The sequence below is a fragment of the Flavobacterium ponti genome (assembly GCF_042652765.1).
Taxonomy (GTDB): Bacteria; Bacteroidota; Bacteroidia; order Flavobacteriales; family Flavobacteriaceae; genus Flavobacterium; species Flavobacterium ponti.
In genome coordinates this window covers 141,031-158,076 of the sequence record NZ_JBHSGW010000003.1, presented here as the reverse complement: position 1 = coordinate 158,076, position 17,046 = coordinate 141,031, and the positions used below count along the sequence as shown (strand labels likewise).

General features: G+C 27.4%; 19 protein-coding genes. 14 read left to right on the top strand and 5 right to left on the bottom strand.

Annotated features, from left to right (window positions below; translation table 11 throughout):
• Window positions 1–107: 107 nt before the first annotated feature.
• The 3 genes from ACFO3U_RS05275 to ACFO3U_RS05265 are packed head-to-tail and all read right to left on the bottom strand — an operon-like array spanning window position 108 to window position 1,959.
• Window positions 108–680, bottom strand: a complete 573-nt coding sequence (locus tag ACFO3U_RS05275; protein ID WP_379738793.1) for a PhnA domain-containing protein — start codon at window positions 678–680, stop codon at window positions 108–110.
• A 6-nt stretch (window positions 681–686) separates the two neighbouring features.
• Window positions 687–1,184 (bottom strand): DUF6646 family protein, encoded by a 498-nt coding sequence (locus ACFO3U_RS05270; protein WP_379738790.1) that lies wholly within the window; start codon window positions 1,182–1,184, stop codon window positions 687–689.
• A gap of 46 nt (window positions 1,185–1,230) precedes the next feature.
• Window positions 1,231–1,959, bottom strand: coding sequence for a metallophosphoesterase family protein (locus ACFO3U_RS05265; RefSeq protein WP_379738787.1), 729 nt, complete (start codon window positions 1,957–1,959; stop codon window positions 1,231–1,233).
• Window positions 1,960–2,148: 189 nt separating this feature from the next.
• Between ACFO3U_RS05265 and ACFO3U_RS05260 the strand changes: the two genes are divergently transcribed.
• The 8 genes from ACFO3U_RS05260 (at window position 2,149) to ACFO3U_RS05225 (ending at window position 8,432) form a co-directional block, all read left to right on the top strand.
• Window positions 2,149–2,376, top strand: a complete 228-nt coding sequence (locus tag ACFO3U_RS05260) for a hypothetical protein (RefSeq protein WP_379738784.1) — start codon at window positions 2,149–2,151, stop codon at window positions 2,374–2,376.
• Between the two features lie 50 nt (window positions 2,377–2,426).
• Entirely contained in the window at window positions 2,427–4,466 is a 2,040-nt protein-coding gene (locus ACFO3U_RS05255; protein ID WP_379738781.1) for an ATP-binding protein, read from the top strand.
• Window positions 4,467–4,499: 33 nt separating this feature from the next.
• Window positions 4,500–5,162, top strand: a complete 663-nt coding sequence (locus ACFO3U_RS05250) for a response regulator (RefSeq protein WP_379738778.1) — start codon at window positions 4,500–4,502, stop codon at window positions 5,160–5,162.
• Between the two features lie 139 nt (window positions 5,163–5,301).
• The gene (locus ACFO3U_RS05245; RefSeq protein ID WP_379738775.1) at window positions 5,302–5,751 is read left to right on the top strand and encodes a hypothetical protein; all 450 of its coding nucleotides are present in this window, start codon (window positions 5,302–5,304) and stop codon (window positions 5,749–5,751) included.
• A gap of 54 nt (window positions 5,752–5,805) precedes the next feature.
• Entirely contained in the window at window positions 5,806–6,414 is a 609-nt protein-coding gene (locus tag ACFO3U_RS05240; RefSeq protein WP_379738772.1) for a hypothetical protein, read from the top strand.
• Window positions 6,415–6,519: 105 nt separating this feature from the next.
• A complete protein-coding gene (locus tag ACFO3U_RS05235; protein ID WP_379738769.1) occupies window positions 6,520–6,963 on the top strand; it encodes a hypothetical protein in 444 nt (147 codons plus the stop codon).
• Between the two features lie 3 nt (window positions 6,964–6,966).
• Window positions 6,967–8,100, top strand: coding sequence for a hypothetical protein (locus ACFO3U_RS05230; RefSeq protein WP_379738766.1), 1,134 nt, complete (start codon window positions 6,967–6,969; stop codon window positions 8,098–8,100).
• A gap of 2 nt (window positions 8,101–8,102) precedes the next feature.
• A complete protein-coding gene (locus tag ACFO3U_RS05225) occupies window positions 8,103–8,432 on the top strand; it encodes a hypothetical protein (RefSeq protein ID WP_379738763.1) in 330 nt (109 codons plus the stop codon).
• Here the strand turns inward: ACFO3U_RS05225 and ACFO3U_RS05220 are convergent.
• Entirely contained in the window at window positions 8,422–9,570 is a 1,149-nt protein-coding gene (locus ACFO3U_RS05220) for an ATP-binding protein (RefSeq protein WP_379738760.1), read from the bottom strand. The genes ACFO3U_RS05225 and ACFO3U_RS05220 overlap by 11 nt on opposite strands.
• A gap of 23 nt (window positions 9,571–9,593) precedes the next feature.
• Window positions 9,594–10,463 carry an aldo/keto reductase gene (locus tag ACFO3U_RS05215; protein ID WP_379738756.1) on the bottom strand — a complete coding sequence of 290 codons (870 nt, stop codon included), beginning with the start codon at window positions 10,461–10,463 and terminating at the stop codon, window positions 9,594–9,596.
• Window positions 10,464–10,652: 189 nt separating this feature from the next.
• Between ACFO3U_RS05215 and ACFO3U_RS05210 the strand changes: the two genes are divergently transcribed.
• The 6 genes from ACFO3U_RS05210 to ACFO3U_RS05185 all read left to right on the top strand — a co-directional run bounded on the left by ACFO3U_RS05210 (window position 10,653) and on the right by ACFO3U_RS05185 (window position 17,013).
• On the top strand, window positions 10,653–11,657 hold the full coding sequence (locus tag ACFO3U_RS05210; RefSeq protein WP_338377832.1) for an AAA family ATPase: 1,005 nt from the start codon (window positions 10,653–10,655) through the stop codon (window positions 11,655–11,657).
• Window positions 11,658–11,736: 79 nt separating this feature from the next.
• A complete protein-coding gene (locus tag ACFO3U_RS05205) occupies window positions 11,737–12,600 on the top strand; it encodes a DUF58 domain-containing protein (RefSeq protein WP_379738752.1) in 864 nt (287 codons plus the stop codon).
• 47 nt (window positions 12,601–12,647) lie between these two features.
• Complete coding sequence (locus ACFO3U_RS05200) at window positions 12,648–14,258, top strand: hypothetical protein (RefSeq protein WP_379738749.1); 1,611 nt, start codon at window positions 12,648–12,650, stop codon at window positions 14,256–14,258.
• Entirely contained in the window at window positions 14,258–15,262 is a 1,005-nt protein-coding gene (locus ACFO3U_RS05195) for a vWA domain-containing protein (RefSeq protein ID WP_379738747.1), read from the top strand. The genes ACFO3U_RS05200 and ACFO3U_RS05195 overlap by 1 nt, the downstream gene beginning before the upstream one ends.
• Before the next feature lies 1 nt (window position 15,263).
• Window positions 15,264–16,304: a vWA domain-containing protein gene (locus tag ACFO3U_RS05190; RefSeq protein ID WP_379738744.1), complete on the top strand. Its 1,041-nt coding sequence runs from the start codon at window positions 15,264–15,266 to the stop codon at window positions 16,302–16,304.
• Complete coding sequence (locus ACFO3U_RS05185; protein ID WP_379738741.1) at window positions 16,297–17,013, top strand: tetratricopeptide repeat protein; 717 nt, start codon at window positions 16,297–16,299, stop codon at window positions 17,011–17,013. Before ACFO3U_RS05190 ends, ACFO3U_RS05185 begins: the two co-directional genes overlap by 8 nt.
• Window positions 17,014–17,046 lie beyond the last annotated feature (33 nt).

Below are 17,046 nucleotides of genomic sequence, written 5' to 3'. Positions count from 1 at the left end.
CGTTAAGAAATAAGAAATAAACAAACAAAAATTAACCAACCCAACCAACCAATAAAAAATCCCTAATTCAAAAAGAGTTAGGGATTTTTTTATGTGATAAATAAAACTTATTTGGTCTTCTTTACATATTGTGTTAAAATAACTATATGTTGGTTTTCAACTCTGCCTTCTATATGTTCAGCATTATCCCAAACTAATTTAATATTATGAACAGCGGCTCCACGTTTTGCTGTGAAATTTGCTCCTTTTACATCTAAATCTTTGATTAAAACCACAGAATCACCATCGTTAAGAATATTGCCATTACTGTCTTTATGGATAATTTTTTCTTCATCATCAGCTTCACCTGTTGCTTTTGCCCACTCTAATGCATCTTCATCCAGATACATCATGTCTAACATATCTATGTTTTTTAATCGAGCATGCATTCTCCATGAAACAATTTGAACAGGTAAATTTTCATTCCACATACTATCGCTTAAACCTCTCCAATCATTTGGATCAGTAGTTTCCGGATTTTCAATTTGATCTTTTAATTTTTGAGAAATTAAAACACAATTTTCTGGAATATCTTCTGTTTTGGGTTCAACTAAATAGACTACTAAATTTTCATCAGTGCCACTAATTTCACAAACAGAACCACTTCTGTCTTTTAACCTCTTTTCTGTAACTATACTCATTATTAGTTATTGTAAATTGAAACTTGCTCCAATATTAAATGTAAATTGATTGTTGTATTTATCAAAACCAACTAAATCAGTTTTATAGCTAGCAATTGGAAAACCTGCTTCAGAATAAACCCCAAATCCATCAGTAAAGAAATAACGAATACCAACATGACCACCAAAGTTTCTTGTGCCTAAACTTAATCCTGGATAAATGTCAACAGCATCGCTAATGTTTAGTACGTTTCCAATGTTTGCATTAAAACGAATCTTAATATCTGCTCTGTCTTCAAAATCAGGTTTTACATCATTAATTCTTTCAGCATTTAGTAAATAAACTGCTGCAAATCCAAAAGACATATTTTCACCTAAACCAAAGTCTGTAGTAACATGAATTCCTGTTCCATTTTCTTGCATATTAGCACCAACTTGAAATTTAGTATCTCCTTTACCTTTAAAAACTTGAGCGTTTGATGTAAATGCTACTAAAACAATAATAAGTGTAATAATTTTTTTCATCTGTTTTCTATTTAAATAAATACCCTACAAAGATAACAAGTTATATTTAATTTCTACCCTTTTCATTAGGATACAAACTAGGTAAAGCATCACTTTGCCAATATTCTTTCGTTTCAACGTCTAAAATGGTTAATGGTCCAGTAAAAGCAGCTCCAGAATCAATGTTCCAAACACAAGCTTTGTTGATTGGGATAGTTTTATTGATTTTTGTAGTTGGAGTATGACCAATGTAAATTTCTTTATATAATTTTAATCTATTCGGATACAATTCGCTTTTAAAAGAAATCTTTTCATCTAAAGCCAAAGCCATTTCCCACAAAGTTCTGTCCCAATAAAATAAAGGTTTAAAATACTCAAAATCAACACCCTTTAAATTGGTAAAACCTGCATGAATAAACAACTTGTTTTCATCATCAAGATAATAGGGTTCTAATGATTCTAAAAAACTGATATGTGTTTGTTTGGTTTGTAAATCTATTTCTTCATAACTGTCAACTGTTGATTTTCCACCATGATTGAACCATTCTTCGCTAAAAGTATTAGTTTTGAGATAACTCATTAATAAATCATCATGATTTCCTCTAATAAATATACATTTTTGTCTTTGTTTTAAGGTTATTAAAAAATCTAAAACTTGAGGAGATTCACTCCAGCCATCTACATAATCTCCTAAAAATATTAAAGTATCATTTTTAGAAACATTGACTCTTTCTAAAACTTGTTTTAAAGCTTTTAAGCCTCCGTGAATGTCTCCAATTACTAATTTTCTATTCATTTTTATATTGTTATAAAGTTAATGATTTAACATTTTTTGATGAAAAACCACAATTTAACAAGTCTTTTAGTATTTAATTTTGATTTGTATTGATACAGGTACAATGAATTCCTAATTTTTTTTTCAATTAATAATTGCAGAGTAATCTGTCTACAAAATAAATCTATGCTTAATTTAAAATGTAAAATTATGAAAACTATTTATTATACACTTGGACTTTTAGTAGTATTAACTTCTTTAACGTTAACATCTTGTTCAGTCGATGAATTAGATAATCAAAAACCTAATCAAAAAAAATTAAATAGCTTTGATATGCATGAAAATTTAATAATTGAGAATTCGTTTATGAAAGAAGGTGATTCAATTGCAGAAGGAGGTAATGAAGGAGATCCATTACCTCCAATAAAAAAAGATTAACTATTAGTTTATCTAATAATTTTATTAGATTTGTTTATAGCTAATAATCAATGAAATTTTTAAATATCTTATTAATATTTTTAGTTGTTATATTATTTCTTAATTGTGAAAAACCTAAGAATGATATTAATTTTCAGAAATATAAAAAAATTGATACATTTTTAGTAAAAGCAAACGATGATTTTTTAGATAAAAAAACCCGTTTAGCTTTTACTGATAGTGTATCTTTTTTATTAATTAGTCATAAAAATGACACTCTTTATAGATATTATCAATTTAAATTAGCTAATAGATTTTTTAATTTAAATCAATTAGATAGATATAAACAAATATCACAAAAAATAAATAAAGAAGCTATTTTTGATAATGACTCAACATCTATTTCAAAAAGTTATAACTATTTAGGAGATTATCACTATTATTCATTATTCAATATTGATAGTAGTTATTATTATTATCAAAAAGCAAATAAATTTATAAATATTAAAACCAAAGAAGATTTAAAGCTAAATATTTATAGAAATATAGGAAATGTTCTTCATTTTAGAAATAATTACTTAGAATCTGATATATACATTACTAAAGCTTTAAGAATTGCAAACCAAATACAAGAATTTAGAATTGAATATGACTGTTTTACATTAATAGGTTTAAACCAATTAGGTTTAAAAAACTATAGTGAAGCTCTTGATTATTTTTTAAAAGCAGAAAATGGATTAATTAATTTGTCAGAAGATGTTTTATACTCTACACTAAAAGCACAGGTATACATAAATTATTGTAATACCTATATGCAAATGGAAGATTATAATAAAATGTTTTTGTTTGCAAAAAAAGGAATATCAATAAAAAATTTCAATACTATTGATATAAAAACTCAAGCCTATTTAAAAAATTATTATGGATATGCTAAATTACAATTAGGTGATAAAACTTCTTTTAAAGAATTTCAAGAAACTTTAAAAATTGGAGATAGTCTTCAATTTAAACCAATACAAAACACTTCAAATTTACATTTAGGGAAATATTATTTGTTTATTAAAGACACAATAAAAGCTATTAACTATTTTGAAACTGTAATTTCAAATTCAAATAAAGCAAATTTAGTTGATGATGAATTAAAGGCATTGCATTTTTTAGCTAAAGCTGAGCCTAATAAAAATTACCATTTAAAAAGAATTGTATTTCTTAATGATAGTCTAATTGAAGTTGAGCGAAAAACAAGAGATAAATTTTCTAGAATTGCTTTTGAAACGGATGAAATCATTAAAGAAAAAGATATAATTGAAGTTGATAAAAATAAAGTTTCTTCTCAAAGATGGATAATAATTATTTTGAGTTTATTTTTTATTTTATTTTTATTATTTTATTATAATTTAAGAATACAAAAGAATAAAAATAAAGAGCTGGAATATATTAAAGAACAAGAAAAATCCAATGCTGTTATTTTTGAGTTAATGCTAGATGAACAGAAAAAAATAGAAGAAGGAAAACAAATTGAAAAACAAAGAATATCAAAAGAACTTCATGATGGAGTTATGGGTAAACTTACTAGTATTCGTTTAAACTTATTTGTTTTAAGTAAAAGAAATGATCAAGAAACCATAAATAAATGTTTAAATCATATTGATGATATTCAACAAATTGAAAAAGAAATACGAAATATTGCTCATGATTTAAATAAAGATATTTTTTCAGACAATGTTAATTTTATTTCAATTGTAAAAAACATATTTACATCTATAGAAAATCACAGCACAATAGATTTTAAGTTATTTATAGATGAAAATATTGACTGGGAATCATTAGAGAGTAATATTAAAATGCAAATTTATAGAGTTTTGCAAGAAGCACTTTTAAATATTGACAAATATGCAGATGCTAAAATTGTAAAAATTAGTATGAAACAAAAAAATAATGAAATTGATATTGAAATAAAAGATGATGGAAAAGGTTTTGATGTAAATAAACCAAAAAACGGAATAGGATTGAAGAATATGAAAGAAAGAATAGAAAGTATAAAAGGAAAATTTAATATCAAATCAAACAAGAATGAAGGAACAGTAATAAATTTGATAATTCCATTATAGTTTTCTACATTTATATCCTAAAAATAGCACAAAATGGCTTTCAAAATATTAATGGTTGATGATCATCCTACTCAATTAGAAGGTTATAAAGTAGTTTTAGAATTTAATAATCAAGGATTAGAAATCGAACCTACATTAGCAAATTCTTGTGAAGAAGCTTATCATATAATAACGGACAAAACAAATCCTATAAAGTTTGATATGGTTTTTTTAGACAGAAGTCTACCTCCTTATCATGATAAAAAAATTAATTCTGGTGAAGATTTGGCTTTATTAGTTCAAGAACAATTACCAAATTCTAAAATTATGATGCTTACTTCTCATGCAGAAGCATTTATACTTTATAATATAGTAAAAAAAATAAATCCAAATGGGTTATTAGTTAAAAGTGATTTTAGTGGTGACGAATTATTAAATGCTTTTGAAAAAGTTGTCAATAATCAAAAATACCATAGTGAAACAGTTATAAAAAGTATTAAAGAACTTTTGTCGAGAGAAGATTACTTAGATACCATAAATAGAGAAATCATTACTTTATTAGCACAAGGAATAAGAACTAAGAGTATGCCAGAATATATAAACCTTTCGCATAGTGCCATTGAAAAAAGGAAAGTACAAATTAAAGATTATTTTTGTATTGATAAGGGCTCAGATGAGGACATTATAAAGGAAGCAAGAAAATTGGGTTTTATATAACTTTAACATTTTTTACGGAAAAACCACAACTACACCTTTTTTCATAATAGTAGTTTTACAACATCAAATTACTGCAGAATCAATTTGAAATTTATGTAAAACAAAATTTATTTAATTAAAATTTAAAAACACTATTATTATGAAAAAATTAGTATTCGGCTTAATCGCTATTGTTATGTTTAGTTTTGTTGGAAATTCAACTCCTTGTTTAAATTTAGAAAGTGAAACTTCTATTGAGTCAGAATTAACAGAAAAACCTAAAATTCCTATTACAATATCAATAGATTTTGGTAGAAAATCAAAAGGTTGTAAGGGTTTTGGGGTTTGTAAAGTTGATATTTCTCTTGATTTAGAAGATATTTTTCAGGCTGTAAGCAATGGTATGGGAGGGGTAGATGTTTCTTTTGGAGAAAAGGGCATGAATATAATTAAGCAGACTTTTAATGGATCAGCTGTCATTATTGAAGAAGACTATGTTCTTTCAGATAATGTTTGCGAAAAATTAGAAATACAAAAAGGATATACATTAAAAGCAGGTAAATATACTGCTAATAAAAACAATGACGGAAATTATACCCTTAAGTTTTAATCATAACATAAAGAACGGTTATAAATTTATGGCCGTTCTTTTAATTTTTTTACCATGAAAAGATTTATTATATATACATTGTTCATAGTTTTTCTAATTAACTGCCAATCTTTAGCAAAACTAAAATACGGAATTAAAAATCCTTATTTTGCTACAGAATCTGATTTGAATAGTTTTTTATTAAAATATAAAATTCAGCAAAATAGTTTTTTTTTTAAAGACTGGGAAAGCTACAAACAAGCAATCACATCCAAGTATTCATCTATACCAGATGCTTATTTTTTCAATAAAAATGGAGAGTTTGTTACGTATAAAAAAACAGCAAGTGATTGTAATGCAAAGGTAGATGAGTTTATAGCTGAACTAAATAATTTCTCATCTATAGAGGGTGATAAAACCAAAAACATCAGTGAAATAATCCCCTTACTGACTAACACAAAAAACGAAAAAATTGATCTGAATGAAGTAACTGTTTTAATATCGTGGGCTTCATTTATTGGAAAAGTTAATGAAGATAAAGCATTTGAATGGATTAGAATTTTAGATGAAGCAAAAAATAATAATGTAAAAGTAAATTATTATTTAATAAATTATGATTTACAAAAATCATGGGATTTAAATGAAGAAGATGAAAATGAAATTAAGGAATCTTTTAAAATGTAATGTTTTTTTAATAATAATTTTAAAATACAATTTAATATCCGAGCAATAATATAAAGCTAAAATAATGTAAGACCAAATTTTAAATAATAATTAAAGATTTCTATAATGATGAAAATAACAGCAACAATATTTTTTATTTTAATTGCATTAATTACTTCAGCTCAGACCGAGAAAATAACTACAAATTATGGTATTATGAGAGATTGTTTTGGGGGTTTTGGTCAATGCGACTATCCAAATGACACTCTTAATAGGAGTCAACTAGGAAGAAAATTATTATTAGTTGATAAAGACGTTTTCAAACTAGAAATAGATCGAAATCAAATTACAAAAGAAGAAGAACTTTTTTTAGCAGGTAAAAGACTTTCTCTATTAAAAAAAGATGAAAATCCACTATTTATTCAACAAGAAGACATTTTAATAGACGATGAATTATTAATTCAATTAGGAATTGATTCAAAGTTCAAACTTTTAAAAAAAGGGAGTTATCCAACATTAATAACAGATGAAAAAGTGATAATAACTTTTACACTTGTAGAAAATAATTAAGTCATGAAAACTTTAAAGATCTATATATTTATTTTTTGTATATGTTGTTTTGGAAATAGCTATGCAAAAGATGATGATCCTAATGTAATTATTGAACAAATGATTCAAGAAATGATTTTTGTTCAAAAGGTTTATGATTTAAAGATTGATGCAGTTATACTTCAAATTAAACTAGTAGATAATAAGTTTAATATATCTTCTAGTACAATTGAGCAAAAAGTAAATTATTTATTGTTAAAGGAAAGACTAAATAAGCAATTAGAACAATTAAAAAATGATAATGTTACAGATATATCAAAGATTAGATATATTAAAGGTCTTCAAATAATAAAATTACTATACGAAAAAGTTTTGAGCTTAGATCATCATTTTGCTTCTGTAAGAACATTTTCTGAAATTAATAAAATATCTAATCCAAATCAATATCCAGAGTTTACTAAAATGAAAGATTTGGTTAAAGAAAAAAGAGATAAAAAGTTAGGATTTAATCTTACATCAGTTCTTGGAACAAATACTTTTGCTTCAGTTACGCAAACATTTATTAATTTGTTTAGTTCTAGTAGTTTATCTTCAGAAGAAAAAGAAAAAGAATTAGAAAAAATCGAATGTATTTTAGATTTTACTTTAAGAATGCATAATGATTTGAATACAATTTATTTTGAAACAGCTTATTTACAAGCATCAAACCAAAACATAAAAACTGATATTGAAACTTTATTTAGAGAATTTACAAAGCCAATCAGTTATTTTGCTTCATTACCAGAATGTAGAAATCAAGATGATTGGGATACTGTCAATAATAATTTAGAAACGTATATAGAAAAAATGAAAAAAGCTGAGGGAACAAAAAAGTTTAAAATGCAAGTTGAACTTGAATTTCCAATTGATAGGTTGATTTTATTTATTAATCAATATAATGCTTTTATAAATGAAGGAGAAAAATTTTATCAAAAATTTAGTATTATTTTAAATAGCTATGAAAATGAAAAGCAATGCGAAAGTAAGTTACCAATTGAATACAAGAAGTTAAAAGATGATGTTGATGTTGCAATTGATAAGTTCAACATAGCTTACAAACCTGTTGAAATAAATGGAACAAAAATGAAAGAAATACTCTATGGTCTAAATGAATATTAAGAATGAAAAAAAAGATTTTTATAGCAACTTTATTGTTTTCAATTGCATTAGTAAAGACAATTGATTGGATGTTGTTTTGGAATAAAAATGAAGACTTAGCGTTTATTAACTATGAGGCTTACTTAATAAAGTATTCTGAACAATATCCCTATTTAATAAGACCTCTTTTTGAAACTAGACCTGAGATTGCTTCAATAATTAGTGCATTGTTTTATTTATTTGCAGCCTATTTGTTTTGGAATAAAAACAAAAAAATATTAATTATATTATCTGTAATTTCAAGTTTTTTAGGTGTTTATAGTTTTTTATCAGCAATTATTATTAAATATTAGAATTGTATTTCATTTTTCTCAAAACTCTTAAAGCCTCTTTAAAAGCAATGTAAACTTCGGGATTTTCATATTGTTTTAAAACTAATTTTGCATCAATTAATTTTTGTTTAGCTTCTTTAAAGTCATTCAAATAACAAATCATTAAAACAGAAGGAATATTTTCCACATCTTTTTTATCTTGATAATTAAGTGAATTTCCTTTCGTCATTTTTTGAATTAAAGCCAAAGTTGCATTGTAAATATGATGCAACATGTTTCGATTGTATTGTGGTGGTTCAAATAAAAATTCGATATCCATTTTATAATAACCATTATCAAAAAAAGTAATTTTTAATTTTTCTAAAGGATAATAACTCGTTTTGTCATTTAAGCCTAATTTGACATATTCAGTAATTGTAAACGATTCATTATCATAAGATATGCTAATTTCATCTAAAGCCGAATAAAATAGCTTTACTTGTTCATTAACCAATTCAATATCAACTCTCGAATAATAAATTGTGTCTTTTACTCTCTTTTTATTTCCGGCCCAACAAACTACAAAAAGCTCTTTGAAAACCTTATATTCAGAAGGTAAATCCTTATGTGTATTGTTGATGAAATCTAAAACACTTTCCAAAGTATGTTCAATACTATTTCTTGAATTATTTTCAATACTTATTACAGTTTCAGTATTTATTTTTGAGAAAGCAACTTTCTCTTCTGTTGGCATTGTGTTACTTCCCACTCGAATAAAAGTGGAATTGGCCAAAATTGTATGAATATTTTTCTTGAATTTAGATACTTTTCCATTAGGTTTAATGCTTACTAAACCTACAACTTTATCTGGTGGTAAATTTGGAAAAGGAACATTTTCATATTGAATTTTTGGTGGATTTTCTAAATAAGCATTTACCAAATTTTGAATGCGACTATCATCAAAAAAATCATCACCAACAATCTCATTGGTTTCATCTTCAACACCAACTACAATAAAAGAAGTATTCGTTGGATTTGAATTGGATAAAGCACAAATATGTTTTAAAAATTTAGCTTTTCCTTCTTTAGTATGTAAATTCAACTGACGCTTTTTATCATAAAAACTGTTCTCATCATTGTGAGCCAATAAGTTTTTTACAAGTAAGCGTTTATTAATCATGTTTTATAGTTTTCAGTCAGCATTTATGGCACTTCATTTCCTTGACTTTCGGTCCAAATAGCAAACCAATCTTCTAAATCTAATTTGATTTTTTTGGCATTATTTAGTTGTGGAATTCGAGTAATATTAGTTGTTCCTACAACTGGAATAATGTTAGAAGGATGCTGCAAAACCCATGAAAGCAACAATAAATCAGAAGAAACTTCATATTTAATGACTAAATCAGTTAAAATTTTTTTTAATCTTCTAGTTTGTTTAGAATCTTCTTTAAAAACTGAACCTAAAGGATTCCAAGCCATAGGTTTTATGTTATGACTTTGCATAAAATCTAAACTTCCATCCAACATAGCATCAAAATTGGTAGCAGAAAATTGAATTTGATTGTATTCAACCGGAACAGCTTTTAGCAATAATTCAGTTTGTGAATTTGTGAAATTAGAAACTCCAAATGATAAAATTTTTCCTTGTGATTTTAATTGATCAATTGCTTTTGCAACTTCTTCAGGTTGAAGCAAAGGACTTGGCCTGTGCAATAAGAATAAATCCAAATAATCGGTTTGTAAATTTTTCAATGAATTTTCAGCACTCCAAATGATATATTCAGCAGAATAATCATAATGTTTTATTTTATAATCTCTTTCATTTGAGAGTAATTTAATACCACATTTTGAGATAAGTTGTATTGATTTTCTGTCTATTTCAGATTGAGATAAAGCCTTTCCAAAATCAGCTTCTGTAGTATAACCTCCATAAATATCTGCATGGTCAAAAGAAGTTATATTTTGATTTAAAAAAGCATTAATTAATGTAATCATTTCTTGGGTTTTTAGGTTCTTATCCCAAACTCCCCAATTCATTACTCCAGCTACAATTGGAGAAAGCGGTAAAGCCATAAGTAGTAAATTTTAAAATTTTTTCTTAAAAGTATGAAACAATATCACAAATGATTGCCAAATCAGTATATTTCGCATTATTTTTAACGCAATGTTAACAACAAAAAACTAAAAAAAATTACAATTTTGAAATGTTAAAATTAATAGCATATTTAAATACTGTAATATTGGTACTAAATTAAGAATAAAATGGAAGAAAACACAATGACTTTGGACATTAGAGCCATTAATGAAAAGATTGAAAGAGAAAGTGCTTTTATTGATTTACTTACAATGGAAATAAATAAAACTATTGTAGGGCAAAAGCACATGGTAGAGCGATTGTTAATTGGACTTTTAGGTCAAGGACATATTTTGTTAGAGGGTGTTCCTGGTTTAGCAAAAACATTAGCCATAAATACTTTGGCTCAAGCTGTTGAAGGAAGTTTTAGTAGAATTCAGTTTACACCAGATTTGTTACCAGCTGATGTTGTGGGAACAATGATTTACAACATGAAAGATAATGCTTTTTCAATTAAGAAAGGGCCAATTTTTGCCAATTTCGTTTTAGCAGATGAAATTAACCGTGCTCCAGCAAAAGTACAATCGGCTTTACTTGAAGCGATGCAGGAAAAACAAGTAACCATTGGTGATACTACTTTCAAGTTAGACAAACCATTTTTTGTTTTAGCAACTCAAAATCCAGTAGAGCAAGAAGGAACTTATCCTTTGCCAGAAGCTCAAGTGGACCGTTTCATGCTTAAAACCGTTATTGATTATCCAAAAATGGAAGAAGAGCGAATTGTGATGAAACAAAGTCTAATGGGAAGTTTTGAAAAAATCAATGCAGTAGTTTCTGTAGAACAAATCAAAAGAGCTCAAGAAGCTGTGAAAGAGGTTTACATGGATGAGAAAATTGAGAAATATATTTTAGATATTATTTTCGCAACACGTTATCCAGAAAAATATAAATTAGAAAGTCTTAAACCTTTAATCAGCTTTGGAGCTTCTCCTCGTGGAAGCATCAATTTAGCTATGGCTTCCAAATGTTATGCCTTTATCAAACGAAGAGGTTATGTAATTCCTGAAGATGTTCGTGCAGTTGTTCACGATGTATTACGACACAGAATCGGAATTACGTATGAAGCTGAAGCTGAAAATGTAACTTCTGTTGATATCATCAATAAAATTGTAAACGAAGTTGAAGTACCATAGTAGTAATTAGGAACTAGTAATTAGTAATAGCCTTTGTTTGTTACTACTCACTATTCACTATTCACTAATCACTAAAAAAATGGACACAAAAGAAATAATTAAAAAAGTACGTAAAATAGAAATCAAAACCCGACGATTGAGTGATCATATCTTTTCGGGTGAATATCACACATCTTTTAAAGGTCGTGGAATGACATTTTCTGAAGTTCGACAATACCAGTTTGGAGATGATGTTAGAAGTATTGATTGGAATGTTACGGCAAAATATAACGAACCTTACGTAAAAGTTTTTGAAGAAGAACGAGAACTAAACATGATGCTGATGGTTGATTGTTCAGGTTCTGAAAGTTTTGGAACTAAAAATCAATTGAAAAGTGAAATCATTGCCGAAATCGGTGCAACATTAGCTTTCTCTGCCACAAACAACAATGATAAAATTGGGTTGATTTTGTTTTCAGATGAAATTGAATTGTTCATTCCACCAAAAAAAGGAAAATCACATGTGTTGAGAATTATTAGAGAATTAATTAAATTTCAACCAAAAAGCAAGAAAACCGATTTATCGCAAGCGTTGAAATTCTTATCAAGCATCATGAAGAAAAAAGCAATTGTTTTTGTAATTTCAGATTTCATGGTTAAAGATTATGAATCTACTTTGAAAATAGTCTCAAAAAAACACGACATTACAGGAGTCAGAGTTTTTGACCAACGTGAAGAAAGTATTCCAAATATAGGATTGGTTCAAATGCTTGATGCAGAAACAAATGAGTTGATGTATGTGAACACAAATTCTAAAAGAGTAAGACTAGATTACGAAATCAACCATAAAGAAAATGTAGATTATTTTAAAACTACATTCTCAAAATCTGGTGCTGGAGTAATTCACTCTAGAGTTGATGAAAATTACGTAAAAAAACTGCTAAGCTATTTCAAGGCAAGATAATGTTTCAAGATTGATGATAATTGAATTTAGATTTCAGAAATAAAAAAATGACAAAACGATTATACATACTGTTTTTATTGGTTTCAGTTTTTGGTTTTTCGCAATCAATGACTTCAACAGTTGATTCTACAGAAATTAAAATTGGTTCACAACTGAATTTAATTCTAAAAGCAAAAGTTACTTTACAAGACCATGTTGTTTTTCCTGAGCGAAAATTCATTGGTCTTATGGAAGTTTTAGAATCATATCCAATTGACACCATCAAAGACAACGATAAGTTAGAATTAATCAAAAAATATGGATTAACACAATTTGATTCTGGAGTGTATAAAATTCCAAGTATTGCTGTTAAAATTAACAATAAAGACTATTTTTCAGATTCAACTTCCGTTCGAGTAAATGATGTCAAAGTTGACACAATTGTGCAACCCATGTTTGATATCAAGCCTATTGTAGAGGTAAAAAAACCAGCAGGTGATTGGTGGAAATATGTTTTATTTGGTCTTTTAGTAATTGGTTTAGGAGTTTTAGCGTATTACATAATTAAGAAAATTCAAAATCATAAAAAAGAAGAATTTAAAGGATTTGCTTCACCAATAGAAAAAGCATTAGTGCATTCTGAAACACTAGAAAAAAAGAACCTATGGCAAAATGGACAAGTAAAAGAATATTATTCAGAACTAACAGATATTGCTCGTGTTTATATTGAAGAATCCATTTCAATTCCAGCTATGGAAAGTACATCCAATGAATTGTACAGAGCATTAAGAACTGAAACTGCCAAGAGAAATATTAAAATTAGTCCTTCTCTACTAAATCAATTTAATGAAGTATTAAAAAATGCCGATTTAGTAAAGTTTGCAAAATCACAACCTATTGCTTCTGAAATTGAAGAGAGCAAAAAAATAGTAAACGAGTTTTTAGTAACTTTAGACAAAGGAACTCCAAGATCTCAAGAAGAACTAGATAATTTATTCCAGGAAGAAGTAAAACGTAAAAAAGCTAAAAAAGATAAAGTCACTAGAATAGCACTTTCAATTGCAACAGTTGTAGTTCTTTTATTTGTTTCGTTAATAATTTTTGCAAGAACAATTGCTTATGATTATCTAAAAGATAATTTCATCGGACATACTTCAAAAGAATTATTAGAAAAAGAATGGGTAACTTCAGAATATGGTGATCCAGCCATAAAAATTGAAACACCAAGAGTTTTAAAACGTACAGTTGATGAAAGAGTGCAACAAAACTTGCCTCCAACTGTAAAATCAGTAGGAAGATTTACTTATGGAAGTTTGATTGATAATTTTTCAATTACGCTTAACACAACAACTTTTAAAGATTCTGTTGCTTTAGATAAAGATTTAGCAGTTGAAACCAATATTAAATTTTTGGAATCTCAAGGTGCAAAAAATATCTTGGTTAAAGTAGATGATTACGAACCTAAAAAAGAATTAACAGGTAAAAAAGCCTACGGAACATTTACAATTACTAATCCAGCAGACAAGAAAGAATATAAAATGGCTTATGAAATTGTGATTTTCACACAACCAAATTCAGCACAAGAATTCTTCTTAATTTATAAAGATGGTGATAAGGATGCAGAAAAGATGATGGAACGTGTCCGAAATTCTATTGAACTCAAAAAAAGTAGTCTATAATGGGAAATATAACATTTTTAAATCCTCATTTTTTCTGGTTGTTTCTAACAATTCCAGCAGCTATTTTTTGGCATTATTACAACCGAAATAAAAGAGATGCAAGTTTAAAAATCAGTTCAACAAAAGCATTTAAAAATAGTCATTCACTTTTGTCTAAAATTAAACCATTATTGTTTTATGTTAGATTATTAGCATTATCGTTTATAATTCTTGCTCTAGCTAGACCAAGATCAGTAGACGTTTCCGTAAAACAAAAATCAACTAGTGGAATTGATATTGTAATGGCAATTGACGTTTCAGGAAGTATGTTGGCCAAAGATTTAAAACCAAACCGATTAGAAGCTCTCAAAAAAGTTGCTTCTAAATTTGCGAATGATAGAATAAATGACCGAATTGGAATTGTAGTTTATGCTGGAGAAAGTTACACGAAAACTCCCGTTACTTCTGATGGTTTAATTGTGCAACAAGCCATAAAATCTATTGAATATGATGATTCAATCATTGAAGATGGAACAGGAATTGGTGTTGGATTAGCAACAGCTATAAATCGTTTAAGAGAAAGCAAAGCCAAAAGTAGAATCATTATTTTATTAACAGATGGTGTAAATAATTCAGGGACAATAGATCCAAGAATGGCTGCTGACATTGCTAAAAAATACGGAATAAAAGTGTACACAATCGGAATAGGGACAAACGGAAGAGCTATGTTTCCTTATTCGAAAGATCCAAACGGAAAATTTTTATACCAAATGATGGATGTAGAAATCGATGAAGGCTTAATGAAAGAAATTGCTAAAAAAACAGATGGAATTTATTATCGTGCTACAAGCAATGAAAAACTTCAAGAGATTTATGATAACATCAATAAGCTTGAAAAAACAGAGATAAAAGAAAAGAAATTTACGAATTATAACGAATTTTTTCGTCCAATACTATTAATTGCTTGTGGTTTGATTTTGATTGAAGTAGTATTACGAAACACAATTTTAAGAGGATTTATATAAAATGTATCAATTAGAAGAATCAAAATATTTGTATTTGTTACTAATCATACCCATTGTGGTACTGTTTTTTGTATTCAATCTATATTGGAAAAACAAAAAGCAAAAAGAATTTGGTGATTTAGATTTAGTAAAAAAATTAATTCCAGAATATTCATCATTTAAGGCTATTCTTAAGTTTTTAATAGTGATTTTAGGATTAAGTGCTATAATTATTGCCATTGCAAATCCAAGATTAGGCACAAAAATGGAAACCATAAAACGAGATGGGATAGACATAGTTTTTGCACTTGACGTTTCTAAAAGTATGTTGGCTGAAGATATTGCACCAAATCGTTTGGAAAAATCTAAGCAAATCATCAATCAAATCATCAATAATCTACAAGGTGATAGAATTGGTTTAATCGCTTATGCAGGAAGTGCTTATCCTATTTTGCCAATGACTTCTGATTATAGCATTGGAAAAATGTACTTGCAAAATGCCAATACAAATATGTTGTCTTCACAAGGAACAGCTTTGAATCAGGCAATCAATCAAGCAATTAATTTTTTTGATGATGACCAACAAAGTAAATTGCTAATTCTAATTTCAGATGGAGAAGATCATGGTGATGATGCCAATGAAGCTTTAGAGATAGCAAAAGAAAAAGGCATAAAAATTGTAACTATTAGTGTTGGAAGTACAAAAGGTGGACAAATTCCAATTAAAGAAAACGGAAAAGTTGTAGGTTATAAAAAAGATTCAAACGGAGAAACTGTTATAACCAAAATGAATCCAGAAACCTTAAAATTAATTGCTGAAACTACAAAAGGAAAATATTTAGACGGAAACAATACCAAATCAGTTGTAGATAATTTGCAAACGGTTTTAGGTTCTATTGAAAAAAATGAATCAGAAACCCAACAAGTTGCCGAATTTAAGTCACAATATCAGTGGTTTTTAGGTTTGGGATTTTTATTATTATTTATAGATTTGCTGCTTTTTGAAAGAAAGACAGCTTGGTTCCAAAGATTAAACTTATTTAAAGAAAATAGAGATGAATAGAGTAATAGTTTATGTTGTATTGTTAGTTACTTCTTTCGTTTTTGCACAAGAAGATCACAAAGAATTGTATAAAGGCAATGAAGCTTTTAAAGGCAAAAAATATATTGCTTCAGAAGCAGATTATAGAGTTTCAGCCTCATCTGATAAAGATGTAAAAGCTGCTTCTCAATACAATTTAGGAAATAGTATTTATAGGTTAAATCAACCTGGAGAAGCAAAATTCAAATACCTTGAAGCAACAACTTCTGCTAAAACTAAAGAAGAAAAACACAAAGCGTTTCATAATCTAGGAAACACGTTGATGTTAGAAAAAAATTATCAAGCTGCTGTTGAATCATATAAAAATGCTTTACGCAACAATCCATATGACGAACAAACGCGCTATAATTATGCATTGGCTAAAAAATTCTTAAAAGAAAATCCTCCAAAAAGTGGTGGTGGAGGAAACGACAAGGATAAAAACAAAGACCAAGATCAAGACAAAAATAAAGATCAAGACCAACAAGATAAAAAAGAGAATAACGACAAAAAAGACCAAAACAAAGAAGGTGATAAAGAGGACAAAGGAAATCCTCAACCACAAGGAGCAGACAAGCAAAAAATTGAAAATATCTTAGAAGCAGTAAATAATGCTGAAAAGAAAATTCAAGAAAAAGTAAATGAGCGCAAAGAAAAAGGTGTTCGAATCCAAACAGATAAAGATTGGTAAAATAGATTCTTAGCTATTCAGATATTGGGTTTT